General features: G+C 70.8%; 14 protein-coding genes. 4 read left to right on the top strand and 10 right to left on the bottom strand.

Features of this window, described 5'->3' with window-relative positions; translation table 11 throughout:
• Positions 1-3: 3 nt before the first annotated feature.
• The 4 genes from IE277_RS02650 to IE277_RS02635 all read right to left on the bottom strand — a co-directional run bounded on the left by IE277_RS02650 (position 4) and on the right by IE277_RS02635 (position 3,612).
• Positions 4-252, bottom strand: a complete 249-nt coding sequence (locus tag IE277_RS02650) for an acyl carrier protein (RefSeq protein WP_046425089.1) — start codon at positions 250-252, stop codon at positions 4-6.
• A 78-nt stretch (positions 253-330) separates the two neighbouring features.
• Complete coding sequence (locus IE277_RS02645) at positions 331-1,362, bottom strand: ketoacyl-ACP synthase III (RefSeq protein ID WP_189948092.1); 1,032 nt, start codon at positions 1,360-1,362, stop codon at positions 331-333.
• A gap of 10 nt (positions 1,363-1,372) precedes the next feature.
• Positions 1,373-2,305 (bottom strand): ACP S-malonyltransferase, encoded by a 933-nt coding sequence (locus tag IE277_RS02640; RefSeq protein ID WP_189948090.1) that lies wholly within the window; start codon positions 2,303-2,305, stop codon positions 1,373-1,375.
• A gap of 89 nt (positions 2,306-2,394) precedes the next feature.
• On the bottom strand, positions 2,395-3,612 hold the full coding sequence (locus IE277_RS02635) for a PucR family transcriptional regulator (protein ID WP_189948088.1): 1,218 nt from the start codon (positions 3,610-3,612) through the stop codon (positions 2,395-2,397).
• Positions 3,613-3,699: 87 nt separating this feature from the next.
• Here IE277_RS02635 and IE277_RS02630 point away from each other — a divergent pair, with 87 nt between their 5' ends.
• Positions 3,700-4,353: a pirin family protein gene (locus tag IE277_RS02630; protein ID WP_189949171.1), complete on the top strand. Its 654-nt coding sequence runs from the start codon at positions 3,700-3,702 to the stop codon at positions 4,351-4,353.
• Positions 4,354-4,365: 12 nt separating this feature from the next.
• On the opposite strand, the gene IE277_RS02625 is transcribed toward IE277_RS02630, so the two are convergent.
• Together IE277_RS02625 and IE277_RS02620 are read right to left on the bottom strand one after the other, a co-directional pair.
• On the bottom strand, positions 4,366-5,196 hold the full coding sequence (locus IE277_RS02625) for a serine hydrolase domain-containing protein (protein WP_189948086.1): 831 nt from the start codon (positions 5,194-5,196) through the stop codon (positions 4,366-4,368).
• Positions 5,197-5,215: 19 nt separating this feature from the next.
• Entirely contained in the window at positions 5,216-5,695 is a 480-nt protein-coding gene (locus tag IE277_RS02620; RefSeq protein ID WP_189948084.1) for a GNAT family N-acetyltransferase, read from the bottom strand.
• A 97-nt stretch (positions 5,696-5,792) separates the two neighbouring features.
• Between IE277_RS02620 and IE277_RS02615 the strand changes: the two genes are divergently transcribed.
• Positions 5,793-6,257: a MerR family transcriptional regulator gene (locus tag IE277_RS02615; RefSeq protein ID WP_189948082.1), complete on the top strand. Its 465-nt coding sequence runs from the start codon at positions 5,793-5,795 to the stop codon at positions 6,255-6,257.
• The gene (locus tag IE277_RS02610) at positions 6,254-7,270 is read left to right on the top strand and encodes an aldo/keto reductase (RefSeq protein WP_189948080.1); all 1,017 of its coding nucleotides are present in this window, start codon (positions 6,254-6,256) and stop codon (positions 7,268-7,270) included. The genes IE277_RS02615 and IE277_RS02610 overlap by 4 nt, the downstream gene beginning before the upstream one ends.
• A gap of 1 nt (position 7,271) precedes the next feature.
• On the opposite strand, the gene IE277_RS02605 is transcribed toward IE277_RS02610, so the two are convergent.
• The 3 genes from IE277_RS02605 to IE277_RS02595 form a co-directional block, all read right to left on the bottom strand.
• Positions 7,272-8,126: a DUF4429 domain-containing protein gene (locus IE277_RS02605; protein ID WP_189948078.1), complete on the bottom strand. Its 855-nt coding sequence runs from the start codon at positions 8,124-8,126 to the stop codon at positions 7,272-7,274.
• Positions 8,127-8,192: 66 nt separating this feature from the next.
• On the bottom strand, positions 8,193-9,410 hold the full coding sequence (locus IE277_RS02600; protein ID WP_189948076.1) for an alpha/beta hydrolase: 1,218 nt from the start codon (positions 9,408-9,410) through the stop codon (positions 8,193-8,195).
• A gap of 83 nt (positions 9,411-9,493) precedes the next feature.
• Complete coding sequence (locus tag IE277_RS02595; RefSeq protein ID WP_189948075.1) at positions 9,494-10,129, bottom strand: TetR family transcriptional regulator; 636 nt, start codon at positions 10,127-10,129, stop codon at positions 9,494-9,496.
• Positions 10,130-10,195: 66 nt separating this feature from the next.
• Between IE277_RS02595 and IE277_RS02590 the strand changes: the two genes are divergently transcribed.
• Positions 10,196-11,815 (top strand): MFS transporter, encoded by a 1,620-nt coding sequence (locus IE277_RS02590; RefSeq protein ID WP_189948073.1) that lies wholly within the window; start codon positions 10,196-10,198, stop codon positions 11,813-11,815.
• Between the two features lie 357 nt (positions 11,816-12,172).
• Here the strand turns inward: IE277_RS02590 and aceE are convergent, their stop codons facing one another.
• Positions 12,173-14,920: a pyruvate dehydrogenase (acetyl-transferring), homodimeric type gene (gene aceE, locus IE277_RS02585; protein WP_189948071.1), complete on the bottom strand. Its 2,748-nt coding sequence runs from the start codon at positions 14,918-14,920 to the stop codon at positions 12,173-12,175.
• Positions 14,921-14,996 lie beyond the last annotated feature (76 nt).

Genomic DNA, 14,996 nt, shown 5'->3' with positions numbered 1-14,996 from the left:
GGCTCAGGCCTGGTGCTTGAGGATGTAGTCGGTGGCGTCGCCGACGGTCTTGAGGTTCTTGACGTCCTCGTCGGGGATCTTCACGTCGAAGCGCTCCTCGGCGGCGACGACGACCTCGACCATGGACAGCGAGTCGACGTCCAGGTCGTCGGTGAAGGACTTGTCCAACTGGACGTCCTCAACCGGGATGCCAGCGATCTCGTTAACGATCTCCGCGAGACCCTCGACGATCTCTTCCTGAGTGGCGGCCATGTTGGCGCTCCTTCTTGATTTTCAGATGGTTTGTGGCAATTGCGGCCGTGCCCGATCGCAAGATCCGGCACGGAGTGCCTAGGGGAGGGTAACGACCGTGGCGGCGTAGACGAGACCCGCCCCGAATCCGATGACGAGCGCGGTGTCACCGCTCTTCGCCTCCCCGGTCGCCAGAAGCCGCTCCATCGCGAGCGGAATCGAGGCGGCCGAGGTGTTGCCGGTGGTGCGGATGTCCCGGGCGACCGTGACATGCTCCGGCAGTTTGAGAGTCTTCACCATCGAGTCGATGATCCGCACATTGGCCTGGTGCGGGATGAAGACGTCCAGCTCCTGCGGACTGATCCCGGCCGCGTCCAGCGCCTGCTGGGCGACCTTCGCCATCTCGTACACGGCCCAGCGGAACACCGCCTGGCCCTCCTGCGTGATCGCAGGGAACTTGATGTTGCCCTCGCTGTCCAGGGGAAGCTCGGTCACATCGCCGATGTGGAACCGGTTCCAGGGGACGGTCTGCTTGATCGTCTCGGCCTTGTCGCCCTCGGAGCCCCACACGGTCGGGCCGATCGCCGGCTCCTGCGAGGGACCGACGACGACCGCGCCGGCGCCGTCGCCGAACAGGAAGGCCGTGGCCCGGTCCTCCAGGTCGGTCAGATCGCTCAGCCGCTCCACGCCGATGACGAGCACATACGCGGCGGAACCTTCCACCACCATGCCCTTGGCGAGGGTCAGGCCGTAGCCGAAGCCCGCGCAGCCGGCCGAGATGTCGAAGGCGGCGGCCTTGTCGGTGCCGAGCTTGTCGGCGATCTCGGTGGCGACGGCCGGGGTCTGGCTGAAGTGCGAGACGGTCGAGACGACCACGGCGCCGATCTGCTCGGCGTCGATACCGGCGTCCGCGATCGCCTTGCCGGAGGCCTCGATCGCCATCGCCGCCACGGTCTCCTCGGGACCGGCCCAGTGCCGGGTCTCGATGCCGGAGCGCGAGCGGATCCACTCGTCGGAGGAGTCGATCTTCTCCAGGATCACCTCGTTGGGCACCACCCGGGTCGGCCGGTAGCCGCCGACACCGAGGATGCGCGCATACGGGGCGCCCTTGCTGGGCTTGATCTTCGCCATCTACGGCTCCTTAGGCGCCGGCGCCGGCGTGCTCGGAGATGAGCTCACGGGCCGCGTCGAGATCGTCGGGGGTCTTCAGGGCCAGCGTCTTGACGCCGGGCAGCGCCCGCTTGGCCAGGCCGGTCAGCGTGCCGCCCGGGCACACCTCGATGAGCGCGGTGGCGCCCAGCTCCTTGAACGTCTCCATGCACAGGTCCCAGCGCACGGGGTTGGCGACCTGGCCGACCAGCCGGTCGAGGACCTCGGTGCCGGCCGTGACCGCCCGGCCGTCCTTGTTGGAGACATAACGGACCGTCGGGTCGGCGGGCGTCAGCTCCGCGGCGGCCTTGGCCAGCGTCTCGACGGCGGGAGCCATGTGGTGGGTGTGGAAGGCGCCGGCGACCTTCAGCGGGACGACCTTGCGGACGCCCTCGGGCTTGTCCTCGCTCAGCGCGGTGAGCTGCGCCAGCGTGCCCGCGGCGACGATCTGGCCCGCGCCGTTGATGTTCGCCGGGGTCAGGCCCAGCTTCTCCAGGTGCGCCACGGAGGTCTCGGGGTCGCCGCCGAGCAGCGCCGACATCCCGGTCTCGGTGATCGCGGCGGCGTCGGCCATCGCCAGCCCCCGCTTGCGGACCAGGCCGAGCGCCGTGGTGTCGTCCAGCACGCCCGCGAAGGCGGCGGCCGTGAACTCGCCGACGCTGTGACCGGCGACCGCGCTCGGGGCGATCCGGGCGATGTCACCGAGTGCCGCGGCGGACAGGATCCCGGCGGCGACCAGCAGCGGCTGGGCCACCGCGGTGTCACGGATGGCGTCGGCGTCGGCCTGGGTTCCGTAGTGCACCAGGTCCAGTCCGATGGCGTCCGACCATGCGGCGACACGGTCCGCGGCACCGGGAAGATCGAGCCAGGGAGTCAGGAAGCCGGGCGTCTGGGCGCCCTGGCCGGGAGCGACGAGTACGAGCACTCTCACACTCTCTCTTGGGGACGGCCACGGCCGCCCGTGGGGACAAGGACGAAGAACACGAGGGCGTTTTGTGGGGCCCCGACAAAACCTTATGCCGGGGCCTCGCCGTCGGCCAGACGCCCGAGGATGAGCGCGATCCGCAGCGTGAACGCGGATCGTACATCCGATGGCGACCAGCCGGTGACGTCAGTCACACGTCGGAGCCGGTAGCGCACGGTGTTCGGGTGAACGAAGAGCATCCGGGCCGCGCCTTCCAGGCTGCTCGCCTGCTCCAGGTAGACGCTCAGGGTCTCCAGCAGCGCGGAACCCGCTTCCTCCAACGGTCTGTAGATCTCCTCCACCAGCTGTTCGCGGGCGCTCGGATCGCCCGCGATCGCGCGCTCCGGCAGCAGATCGTCCGCCAGCACCGGCCGTGGCGCGTCCTGCCAGGCGGAACACGCCTTCAGGCCCGCGGCGGCGGCCTGCGCGGACCGGGTGGCGGCCAGCAGATCCGGTACGACGGGCCCCGCGACGACCGGCCCGGCGGCGAAGGGCCCGATGAGCGACTTGGCGACGGCGAGCGGATGGGGGCTGCCGCCCGCGATGACGACGAGCCGGTCCCCGAGCACACCGGTGAGCACCTGCAGCTTGGCGTGCCGGGCGGCCCGCCGGATCGCCTCGACGGTCAGCTCGCTGTCCCCGTCCGGCGCGGTCCCGAGCACCACACACACATGGTCCGGCGAGTTCCAGCCGAGCGCGGCGGCCCGGCTGACTGCCCCCTCGTCGGCCTCCCCGCTGAGCACCGCGTTGACCACCAGCGACTCCAGCCGCGCGTCCCAGGCACCGCGTGCCTCGGCGGCCTGGGCGTACACCTGCGCGGTGGCGAAGGCGATCTCCCGCGCGTACACGAGCAGTGCTTCGCGCAGCACGCTCTCGTCACCGGGAGCGGCCACCTCGTCGATGGCGCTCTCCATGACCTCGATGGTGGTCCGCACCATCTCCACGGTCTGCCGCAGCGTGATGGCCCGGGTCAGCTCGCGCGGCGCCGTCCCGAACACATCGGTGGAGATCGCCTGCGGGGCGTCCGGGTGCCGGAACCACTCGGTGAAGGCCGCGATGCCCGCCTGGGCGACCAGCCCGATCCAGGAGCGGTTCTCCGGGGGCATGGCCCGGTACCACGACAGGGTCTCGTCCATGCGTGCGATGGCCTGCGCGGCGAGGGACCCGGAGGACTTCTCCAGCCGCTTCAGGGTCGCGGCATGCGGATGGCCGTCGTGTCCGTGGCGTTCGGCGTGGGAGTCGCGGGTGCGGGATTCGGGTTCGGGCACGGGGACAAGACTGCCTTATCCGGACGCCGGTGCGCGCCGCCGGGTGGGGCTGTGCTGCGACGGAGGGGAGCTACGGTGGTGGTCGTGATGGACGTACGGCGCGCCGGTGAGCGCTATCCAGGGGGCGATGCGGAGTCCGGGATCGAGTCGTGGCACGCCTTCTCCTTCGGCCCGCACTACGACCCCGGCAACCTCCGCTTCGGCGCGGTCATCGCCTGCAACGAGGAGCGGCTCGCGCCCGGCGCCGGCTTCGACGAACACTCGCACAGCCACACCGAGATCGTCACCTGGGTGATCGAGGGCGAGCTGACCCACCGCGACTCCGCCGGCCACGAGACCCGGGTCCGCCCCGGCGACGTACAACGCCTCAGCTCGGCGGCGGGTGTCCGCCATGTGGAACGCAACGACGGCTCGTCGCCCCTCACCTTCCTCCAGATGTGGCTGGCCCCGCGGAACCCCGGCGGGGTGCCGTCGTACGAGATCATCCCGGGGATCGCCGACTCCACGCCGTACGCCGTACCGGCGGCGGGCGCGATGCTGCATGTCCGCCGGCTCGCGGCCGGGGAGCGGACGGCGGTGCCCGACGCGGCGTACGTGTACGTCCACGTGGTGCACGGGCAGGTCGCGCTGGCGGGCCAGGCCCTCGGCCCCGGCGACGCGGCCCGGATCACCGGGACCCCCGGCCTCCAGGCGCTGGCCGAGGCCCCGGCGGAACTGCTGATGTGGGAGATGGGGGCGTAGGCGGCACGGGTGTCAGCCGCGCAGCTCCGCGAGCACCGCGTCCGTGAAGGCCGGCCACGCCTCGACCGCCCACGGCCCGAACGCCCGGTCCGTCAGGGCGACGCCGGCCGCACCGGCGACGGGATCGACCCACAGGAACGTACCGGACTGGCCGAAGTGCCCGAAGGTCCGCGCGGAGGACGAACTCCCCGTCCAGTGCGGTGACTTGGCGTCGCGGATCTCGAAGCCCAGCCCCCAGTCGTTCGGGTTCTGGTGCCCGTACCCCGGCAGCACCCCCTTCGTCCCCGGGTACTGCACGCTCATCGCCTCCGCGACCGTCCGCGGATCCAGCAGCCGCGGCAGCTGCACCTCCGCCGCGAACCGCAGCAGATCGGCCACCGTGGAGACGCCGTCCTTCGCGGGGGAGCCCGCCAGCGTCGTCGAGGTCATCCCCAGCGGCTCCAGCACCGCCTGCCGCAGATACTCCGCGAAGGGGATGTCCGTGGCCTTGGCGATGTGGTCGCCGAGCTGCTCGAACCCGGCGTTGGAGTACAGCCGCCGCTCCCCGGGCGAAGCCGTCACCCGGTGCTCGTCGAAGGCCAGCCCGGAGGTGTGCGCGAGCAGATGGCGGACGGTCGCACCGGGCGGCCCGGCCGGCTCGTCCAGCTCGATCGCGCCCTCCTCGTAGGCGACGAGCGCCGCGTAGGCCGCCAGCGGCTTGGTGACCGAGGCGAGCGGAAAGCGGTGCCCGACGGGGCCGTGCGTGCCGAGGACGGTCCCGTCGGCTCGTACGACGCCCGCCGCGGCGGTGGGCACGGGCCAGTTCTCGACCGAGGCCAGGCTGGTCAGGCTGTTCAACGACATGCCGCCGAGCCTATGCGGCTCACAGCGGCAGCCGCATCGACGGGTCGGGGTCACGGGTGAAGCCGAGCGAGGCGTACAGCGGTTCGGCCGCGGGGGAGGCGTTGAGCAGCACATGTCTGGCGCCCCGCGCCCGGAACCAGGCCAGCAGCTCCTCCATGCACACGCGCGCGTACCCGCGGCGGCGGGCGTCCGGGTCGGTGGCCACGCTGAACACATGCCCGACCCGCCCGTGCGGATTGCCGGCCTTCCCGATCCGGTACTCCAGCGTCCCGGCCACCAGCGCGGCCAGCGCCCCCGGCCGGTCCGGATGGTCCACGACGAAGGCCGCGAAGTCCCCGTCGGCCCGCGCCAGCCGCTCCCGCAGCGTCGGCAGGGACTCGGCGTGCCAGTTGGTCGGACCGTGGCCGCCGCCCCCGCTCCAGATCGAGTCGATCATGACCTGCCGCAGGCGCAGCACTTCACCGGCATCCTCGGGCAGAGCCCGGCGTGCAAGACTCATGCGGGGCACGTTAGCCCCGCGCCCCCGCCCGCGTCCTGCGGATTTCTTACCGGATCCGCTTGCTTGGAGTGCACTCCAAGGTCATAGCGTGGAGGTCATGACGGTGATGCAGACCACGCCAGCGGACACCGCGCACACGGCCCCCGCCGACATCTGCTCCGCCCCGCCCAGAAGCCATCCACGACCCGACGGCGAGGACCGCTACACGATCAGCGAGGTCGTCGCGTTCACCGGGCTGACCGCGCACACCCTGCGCTGGTACGAGCGGATCGGTCTGATGCCGCACGTCGACCGTTCGCACACCGGCCAGCGGCGCTACAGCAACCGCGACCTGGACTGGCTGGACTTCGTGACCAAGCTGCGGCTGACCGGCATGCCGGTGGCGGACATGGTCCGGTACGCGGAGCTGGTCCGGGAGGGCGAGAGCACCTACGGGGAGCGGAAGGACCTGCTGGAGTCGACCCGCCGGGACGTGCTGACCAGGATCGCCGAACTGCGGGACACGCTCGCCGTGCTCGACACCAAGATCAGTTTTTATGCGACGGAGGGGATCACGCGATGACCGACGCCAGGATCGCGACGGCACGGCTCGGCGAGGGCGGACCGGAGGTCGGCGTACAGGGCCTCGGCTGCATGGGCATGAGCTTCGCCTACGGCCCCACGGACGCCGGCCAGGCCCGCGCCGCGCTGGAGCGGGCGCTGGAGCTGGGGGTGACGCTGTACGACACGGCGGACGCCTACGCCGCAGGGGACAACGAGCGGTTCCTGTCGCCGTTCTTCACGGCGCACCGGGACGAGGTGGTCATCGCCACCAAGTTCGCCCTGTCGATCCCGGAGGGCGACCCGGTCAAGCGGATCATCCGCAACGACGCGCCGTACATCCGCGAGGCCGTCGAGGCCAGCCTGAAGCGGCTCGGCGTCGATGTGATCGACCTCTACTACATGCACCGCCGCGATGTGAACGTCCCCATCGAGGAGACCGTCGGCACGATGGCCGAGCTGGTGCGCGAGGGCAAGGTCAAGCACCTCGGGCTGAGCGAGGTCACCGCGGACGAACTGCGCGCCGCGCACGCCGTGCACCCGATCGCGGCCGTCCAGTCGGAGTGGTCCCTGTTCAGCCGGGACATCGAGGCGAAGGTCGTACCGGCCGCGCGTGAGCTGGGCGTCGCCCTGGTGCCGTACTCGCCGCTCGGCCGCGGCTTCCTCACCGGCTCCTTCACCGATGCCGAACAGGACCTGACGGCCGACGACTTCCGTCGTCACCAGCCCCGCTTCACCGGTGCCAACGCGACCGCCAACGCGGCCCTCCTGGAGCCCCTGCGCGCCATCGCCGCGGCCCATGACGCCACCCCCGGCCAGATCGCCCTGGCCTGGGTGCAGCAGCGCGCCACGATCGACGGCCTCCCGGTCGTCCCGATCCCGGGCACCCGCAAGCCGGGCCGGGTGGCGGAGAACGCGGCGGCGACCGCCCTCACCCTCACCGCCGGGGAACTGGCCCGGCTGGAGCCGATCGCGGGCGCGGTGGCCGGCGACCGGTACGCGGACATGGCGTTCACCTCCGCGGGCCGGGAGTAGCTCACAGCTCCGCCAGCAGCTCCGCCTTCTTGGCGGCGAACTCCTCGTCGGTGACCAGCCCGGCCTGATGCAGTTCGCCGAGATGCCGGATCCGCTCGGCGATATCGGCGGGGTCGCGCCGTGCGGGGGCCGCTACCACGGGTACCGGCCCCCGCGTGCGTACGGCGGCGAGCACGGCCGCGGCGAACGGCAGCGACTCGTGCACCGGCCCGTATCCCAGCCCGAAGACGACGGCCGCGGGATCCTGATCGGCCGGCCCGGCCGCCTCCGCGTCCGCCGCGCGTCTGATCAGCCGCAGATGTCCCTCGAACACCTCCGGCGAGCGCCACTCCACATCGGCCAGGTCGGCCACCGCGAAGCTCTGGTCGCCGGCCTTCCACTTCGCCGACGACGCCCCCGTCCACGACCAGCGGAACTGCACGGACGTCCCGTCGAACGACGCCTTCCCGTCGTACGCCTTGAACTGCAGCGGCGCCTCGGGCGCCGGCACCAGGTACCGGTCGGCCGGCCCCGACTCGGACTCGGCGAGCAGCCCCTTCAGCTCGTCCGCGTAGTACTCGGCGAGCGTCTCCCGCTCGGCCGGCAGCACCAGCCGGTAGGGATCGGAGCCCTCCTTCAGCTGCCCGGCGGCCGCCTGGAGCAGCGGATCGGCACCGACGCGCAGCAGCAGCCGCAGCACGACGGTGCCGCGTTTGCCCGGGGCGAGGGTCACGCCCTCGACCGCGGACAGCGGGACGCGCCGCTCCCCGAGCGCCTGGAACAACTTCGGTGTCCGAATCCCCCGTTCGTAACGGATGAGCACGGAGTCGGACTCGAACTCCCAGACGGCATGAAAACCCGCCAGTACGTCACCCATGCGGCTCATCGTATGCGGCACGTGCTCCTCCGTCGCCACCCGCGCAGACCGCACTTCCTGCTGTTTCTACGCGCGTCCGGCCGTCGTCGTGCCGGGCAGACCGGCCCGGCACACGTCGTTCTCGCGTGCGCACGTCACCTCGTCGTACGCGCCGACGCCGACGGCGGCGAGGTTGCGCAGGCTGTCCGTGCCCGGCTGGAAATAGCCGGCGTGTCCGAGCGCGTCCCGGGCGGACAGCACCCGCGCGCCGAATCCCGAGGACACCGGGTCGGCGCCGTGCCCGAGCCCGCCCAGCTCCAGATACGGCACGTCCTGGATCCAGTCGGTGGCGTCCCGCATGGCCCACACCCGGGCCCCGGTGCCCAGATGGGAGGCGGCGGAGACCCGCATACCGGGGCTCGCGGCCACCGCGATGTCACTCACCCGGTCCGGCATGGAGTGCGCGGCGACACCGCAGACCACCGTGCCGTAGCTGTGGCAGATCATCGCCACCGGGGCCCGGCCGGGCAGGCCGCCCACCAGGGCGTTCAGCCGCAGGGCGCCCTCCTCGGCGCGCAGGCCCGTGGCCGCGTCCACGCCGAGTCCGTCGGGGGCGGTGTAGTCGGCCCAGGCGATCACGGCCGTGCGGGTCGCGGGGCTCTGGGCGCGCTCCGCCGCGTACAGCGCCTTGGCCATGCCGACCGGGGCGCTGTACGGGCGGTAGGTCTTCTGGAAGGTGAGCAGATCGGTGTCGACGCCGGGGACGACGACCGAGACCCGCTGGGCCGTGTCCAGGTTCCCGAACACCTCCGCGACGCGGCCCGAGCCCTCGGGGTCGAAGGCGAGGATCTGCCGGCCGGCGGTCAGCAGGGACTCGTAGCGGTGCATACGACGGCCCGCGTCCTGCTGGCCGGCCGTGCTGAGCCGGCCGTCGTGCATGCGCTTCTTCTCGACCTTGCGGGCCTGCTCCAGCGCGATGTGGTTGGCGCGGTAGCGCAGGGCGGCGGGCGCGCCGTTCATGTTGCCGACCGCGAGCGGGTAGCGGTGGGCGAGCCGGCTCTGGTCCTCGGGGCCGAGGGAGGCGAAGAAACGGCCGAGCCGGGCCGGTGCGGCCTCGGGGTCCGGCAGATGCAGGCCGTGGATGCTGCCGTGCCGCCACTTGTCGAGCGAGGCCTGGAGTTCGGTCGACTCCCGGTGGGTGCGCAGGGCGGTCCAGCCGGTGGTCGCGAGCATCACGAACACCACGGCCAGCGCCAGCAGTGCGCGCCAGACGTTCAATTGCGGGGAGGTGTCGAAGGAAGTCACTGGGAGGACACACTAGGAGAACGGGAGGGTCTCGGGGTAACCGAGTGATGGGGATCACGTTTCGTGATAGGCCGAACTGCCCGTCAACGATCTCGGTTCTCGCGCCAGTTCCCGGTGAGCGCCGAACCCGCCTGGTCCAGGTGGGACGCGGTGAGTTGGCGGATGGCCGCCAGGCTGAAGTCGTCGCCCGTGCACCACTGCCGCTCGGTGACCCTTATCACCGCGCCGAACATGGCCACGGCGAGTCGCGGGCGCGGGTCGGTGTCCACGTCCACGCCCTCGCGCTCGGCCAGCAGGCGCGCGATCGTCTCCTCCGTCTCCGCCGAGCGGAGCAGATGGGCGGCGAGCAGTGCGGGCGTCGACTCGATGGTCCGGTACATCCGCAGATGCAGATCGACCGGGACGGCCGTCTCGACGGTCTCGCGGATCGCGTCCCAGCCCTCCAGGACCGCCTGCCGCAGGGCCTGCATCGGCGCCTCGTGCGCCGGGCGCGCCCGCAGGGCGGCGACGAAGTGCTCCTCGGTCATGGCCTGCACGGTGAAGGCCACGTCCTCCTTGCCCGCGAAGTAACGGAAGAAGGTGCGCTGGGAGACGTCGACGGCCTCGGCGATCTCGTCGACGGTGGTGTGCTCGTACCCCTGGGTGGTGAACAGCTCCAGAGCGGCCCGCAGCAGCGCCTCCCGGGTGCGCTGTTTCTTGCGTTCGCGCAGTGTTTCCATATGTGTCAGTTACTGACGGATGGAATCGTTTGTCAAATGTCAGACGCTGTCACTAGCCTCTGACGTATGACTAGTCAGACCACCATCGACGCGACGGGGCCGGGGGACAAGAGCTCGGAAGCCCCGCTCGCGCCGGCTCCGGCCGCGGGGCTGCGCGGCCATCCTTGGCTCACCCTCATCACCGTCGCCGTGGGCGTCATGATGGTGGCCCTCGACGGCACCATCGTGGCCATCGCCAACCCGGCGATCCAGAAGGACCTGGGGGCCACCTTCGCCCAGGTGCAGTGGATCACCAACGGCTACTTCCTCGCCCTCGCGGTCTCCCTGATCACCGCGGGCAAGCTCGGTGACCGCTTCGGCCACCGGCAGACCTTCCTCATCGGCGTCACCGGCTTCGCCGCCGCCTCGGGCGCCATCGGGCTGTCGAACAGCATCGCCGCGGTCGTCACCTTCCGCGTCTTCCAGGGCCTGTTCGGCGCGCTGCTGATGCCGGCCGCGCTCGGCCTGCTGCGGGCCACCTTCCCGGCCGAGAAGCTCAACATGGCCATCGGCATCTGGGGCATGGTGATCGGCGCGTCCACCGCGGGCGGCCCGATCCTCGGCGGTGTGCTGGTGCAGCACGTCAGCTGGCAGTCGGTGTTCTTCATCAACGTGCCGGTCGGCGCCCTCGCCCTGGTCCTCGGCGTGCTGATCCTGCTCGACCACCGCGCCGAGAACGCCCCGCGCTCCTTCGACCTCCTCGGCATCGCCCTGCTCTCCGGCGCGATGTTCTGCCTGGTGTGGGCGCTCATCAAGGCCCCGGCCTGGGGCTGGGGCGACGGCAGGACGTGGATCTTCATCGCCGCGTCCGTGGTGCTCTTCGTGCTGTTCTCCGTCTGGGAGACACGGGTCAGGGAGCCGCTGATCCCGCTCGGCCTGTTCCGCTCGATACCCCTCTCGGCGGGCGTCGTGCTGATGGTCCTCATGGCCATCGCCTTCATGGGCGGCCTGTTCTTCGTGACGTTCTACCTCCAGAACGTCCACGGCATGAGCCCGATCGACGCGGGCCTGCATCTGCTGCCGCTCACCGGCATGATGATCGTCGGCTCGCCGCTCGCCGGCGCCGCGATCACCAAGCTCGGCCCGCGCATCCCGCTGGCCGGCGGCATGCTCGCCACCACCGTCGCCATGTACGGCATGTCGACGCTCCGGGCCGACACCGGCAGCGGTGTCATGTCCGTCTGGTTCGCCCTGCTCGGGCTCGGCCTGGCCCCGGTCATGGTCGGCGCCACCGAGGTCATCGTCGGCAACGCCCCCATGGAGCTGTCCGGCGTGGCCGGCGGCCTCCAGCAGGCCGCGATGCAGATCGGCGGCAGCCTCGGCACGGCGGTGCTGGGCGCCGTGATGGCCTCCAAGGTCGACAGCGACCTGCCGGGCAACTGGACCGGGGCCGGGCTGCCGAAGCTGACCCCGGATCAGCTGGACAAGGCCTCGGAGGCGGTCCAGGTCGGTGTCGCGCCGGTGCCCAAGGGCGTGCCCGAGCAGGTCGCCGCGAAGATCACCGACGTCGCCCATCACACCTTCGTCTCCGGCATGAGCCTCGCCTCCCTGGTCGCGGCCGGCGTGGCGGCGGTCGCCGTCTTCGTCGCACTGCTCACCAAGCGGGGCGCGAACGCGGAGTCGGGCGCGGGCGTGGGCCACATCTGAAACCCCGTCAGCGGCGGATTTCGCCTATCAGGGTGACTCCGGTAAAGATCCCTCGCACCGGGTGCGCGCCGCAGGTCACAGTGGGTCAAGTCCTCCGCAGGACATGGGAGGACCGCCGGGCCGCGGCGCGCGCTGCGGAGGGGGCTGCGCGGGCCTGCGGCGCTTCGGCGGATTCGGCAACGGGGGTGGGGGGTGCTCGTCGTCGCCGGGTGCGGGTCGGGTGTGGCCGGTCGCTCAGTTCTCCGCGCCCCTGGGGGAGTTGCAGTGCAACCCCCTGAGGGGCTCGGGGAACCGCGCGACAAGCCACCCACTCACCCGCACCCGGCGATGGCCCCGCACCCCCACTCCCGTTGCCGCCTACGCGTCGCCCCCGGCCGCTCCCGGATCCGCCGCCGAGACATCCAGCAACTGGTACCGGTCGACGGCCTGCTTCAGCACGGACCGGTCGACCTTGCCCTCCCGCGCCAGCTCCGTCAGCACCGCGACGACGATCGACTGCGCGTCGATGTGGAAGAAGCGGCGCGCCGCACCCCGGGTGTCGGCGAAGCCGAAGCCGTCCGCGCCGAGCGACTGATACGTACCCGGCACCCACCGCGCGATCTGGTCGGGAACCGATCGCATCCAGTCGGACACGGCCACGAACGGCCCCTCGGCGCCGCTGAGTTTCCGCGTCACATACGGCACCCGCTGCTCCTCCTCCGGATGCAGCAGATTGTGCTCCTCGCACGCCACCGCCTCACGGCGCAGCTCGTTCCAGGACGTGGCCGACCAGACGGCGGCGCGCACATTCCAGTCCTCGGCGAGGATCCGCCGTGCCTCAAGGGCCCACGGCACCGCCACACCCGACGCCATGATCTGGGCCGGGACCGACCCCGCCGTGCCCTCGCTCAGCTTGTGGACGCCCTTGAGGATGCCCTCGACGTCCACGTTCTCCGGCTCGGCCGGGTGCTGGATGGGCTCGTTGTAGACGGTCAGGTAGTAGAAGACGTCCTCGCCGTGCGGATGCTCGGCGTCGCCGCCGTACATCCGGCGCAGTCCGTCCTGGACGATATGCGCGATCTCGTACGAGTACGCCGGGTCGTAGGCCACGCAGGCCGGGTTCGTCGAGGCGAGCAGCTGGGAGTGGCCGTCCGCGTGCTGCAGACCCTCACCGGTCAGGGTCGTACGACCGGCGGTCGCGCCCAGTACGAAACCGCGCGCCAGCTGGTCGGCCATCTGCCAGAACTGGTCACCCGTGCGCTGGAAACCGAACATCGAGTAGAAGACGTAGACCGGGATCAGCGGCTCGCCGTGCGTGGCGTAGGCCGAGCCCGCCGCGATCAGCGAGGCCGTGCAGCCCGCCTCGGAGATGCCGTCATGCAGCATCTGGCCGGTCGGCGACTCCTTGTAGGCGAGGAGCAGGTCCCGGTCCACGGCCTCGTACTGCTGGCCGAGCGGGTTGTAGATCTTCGCGCTCGGGAAGAAGGAGTCCATGCCGAACGTGCGGTACTCGTCCGGCGCGATCAGCACGAAACGCCGGCCGATCTCCTTGTCCCGCATGAGGTCCTTCAGCAGCCGTACGAACGCCATCGTCGTGGCGATGGACTGCTGGCCAGAGCCCTTCTTCACGCTCGCGTAGGTCTTGTCGTCCGGCAGCGCGAGCGGCGCGGAACGCACGACGCGCGTCGGGACGTACCCGCCGCACTGCTTGCGCATGTCGTGCATGTACTGGATCTCGTCGGTGTCCCGGCCCGGGTGGTAGTACGGCGGCAGGCCGGACTCCAGCTGCTGGTCCGTGATCGGCAGGTGCAGACGGTCGCGGAAGCGCTTGAGGTCGTCGACCGTCAGCTTCTTCATCTGGTGCGTGGCGTTGCGGCCCTCGAAGTTGGGACCGAGCGTCCAGCCCTTGATCGTCTTGGCCAGGATGACCGTCGGCTGGCCCTTGTGCTCCTTGGCCGCCTTGAACGCCGCGTAGATCTTGCGATGGTCGTGACCGCCGCGGCCCAGGTGCAGGATCTGGTCGTCGGTCATGTTCTCGACCATGGCGCGCAGCCGCTGGTCGTCGCCGAAGAAGTGGTCGCGGATGTACGCGCCGGACTCCGTGGCGTACGTCTGGAACTGGCCGTCCGGGGTCGTGTTCATCTTGTTGACCAGCACGCCGTCGCGGTCCTGCGCGAGCAGCGGGTCCCAGGTGCGGTCCCAGACCAGCTTGATCACGTTCCAGCCGGCACCCCGGAAGACCGACTCCAGCTCCTGGATGATCTTGCCGTTGCCGCGCACCGGGCCGTCCAGGCGCTGCAGATTGCAGTTGACCACGAAGGTCAGGTTGTCCAGTCCCTCTCGAGCCGCGATGGACAGCTGGCCGAGCGATTCCGGCTCGTCCATCTCGCCGTCCCCGAGGAACGCCCATACGTGCGACTTCGAGGTGTCGGCGATGCCGCGCGCCTCCATATAGCGGTTCATCCGCGCCTGGTAGATCGCGCCGAGCGGGCCGAGGCCCATGGAGACGGTCGGGAACTCCCAGAAGTCCGGCATGGAGCGCGGGTGCGGATAACTCGACAGGCCGTCGGGGTACTTCGACTTCTCCTGGCGGAAGCCGTCGAGCTGGTCCTCGGTGAGCCGGTCGAGCAGATACGCGCGGGCGTAGATGCCCGGCGAGGCGTGGCCCTGGAAGAAGACCTGGTCGCCGCCGTCGCCCCCGTCCTTGCCGCGGAAGAAGTGGTTGAAGCCCACGTCGTAGAGCGAGGCGGAGGAGGCGAAGGTGGCGATGTGGCCGCCGACGCCGATGCCGGGGCGCTGGGCGCGCGAGACCATCACCGCCGCGTTCCAGCGGGTCGCGTTGAGGATCCTGCGCTCGATCTCCTCGTTGCCCGGGAAGAACGGCTCGTCCTTGGTGGCGATCGTGTTGACGTAGTCCGTGCTGCGCATCTCGGGCACGGACACGCGCCGCTCGCGGGCGCGTTCGATCAGCCGGAGCATGAGATAGCGGGCCCGCTCGCGGCCTCGCTCGTCAACGGCGGCGTCGAGGGAGTCGAGCCACTCCTGGGTCTCTTCGGGATCGAAGTCAGGAACCTGACTCGGAAGGCCGCCAATGATGATCGGATTGCGATCGGATCCGGAAGCCACGCTGTTCCTTACCTGTCAGAGGGCCGATTTTCTGCTGTTCCCTGCTTTTCTGCACCTGCCTGCACCGCACCCCATC

Source organism: Streptomyces alanosinicus (assembly GCF_014650595.1).
Classification (GTDB): domain Bacteria; phylum Actinomycetota; class Actinomycetes; order Streptomycetales; family Streptomycetaceae; genus Streptomyces; species Streptomyces alanosinicus.
The sequence above is the reverse complement of the archived record's forward strand: the minus strand, read 5'-3'. Positions and strand labels throughout refer to the sequence as shown.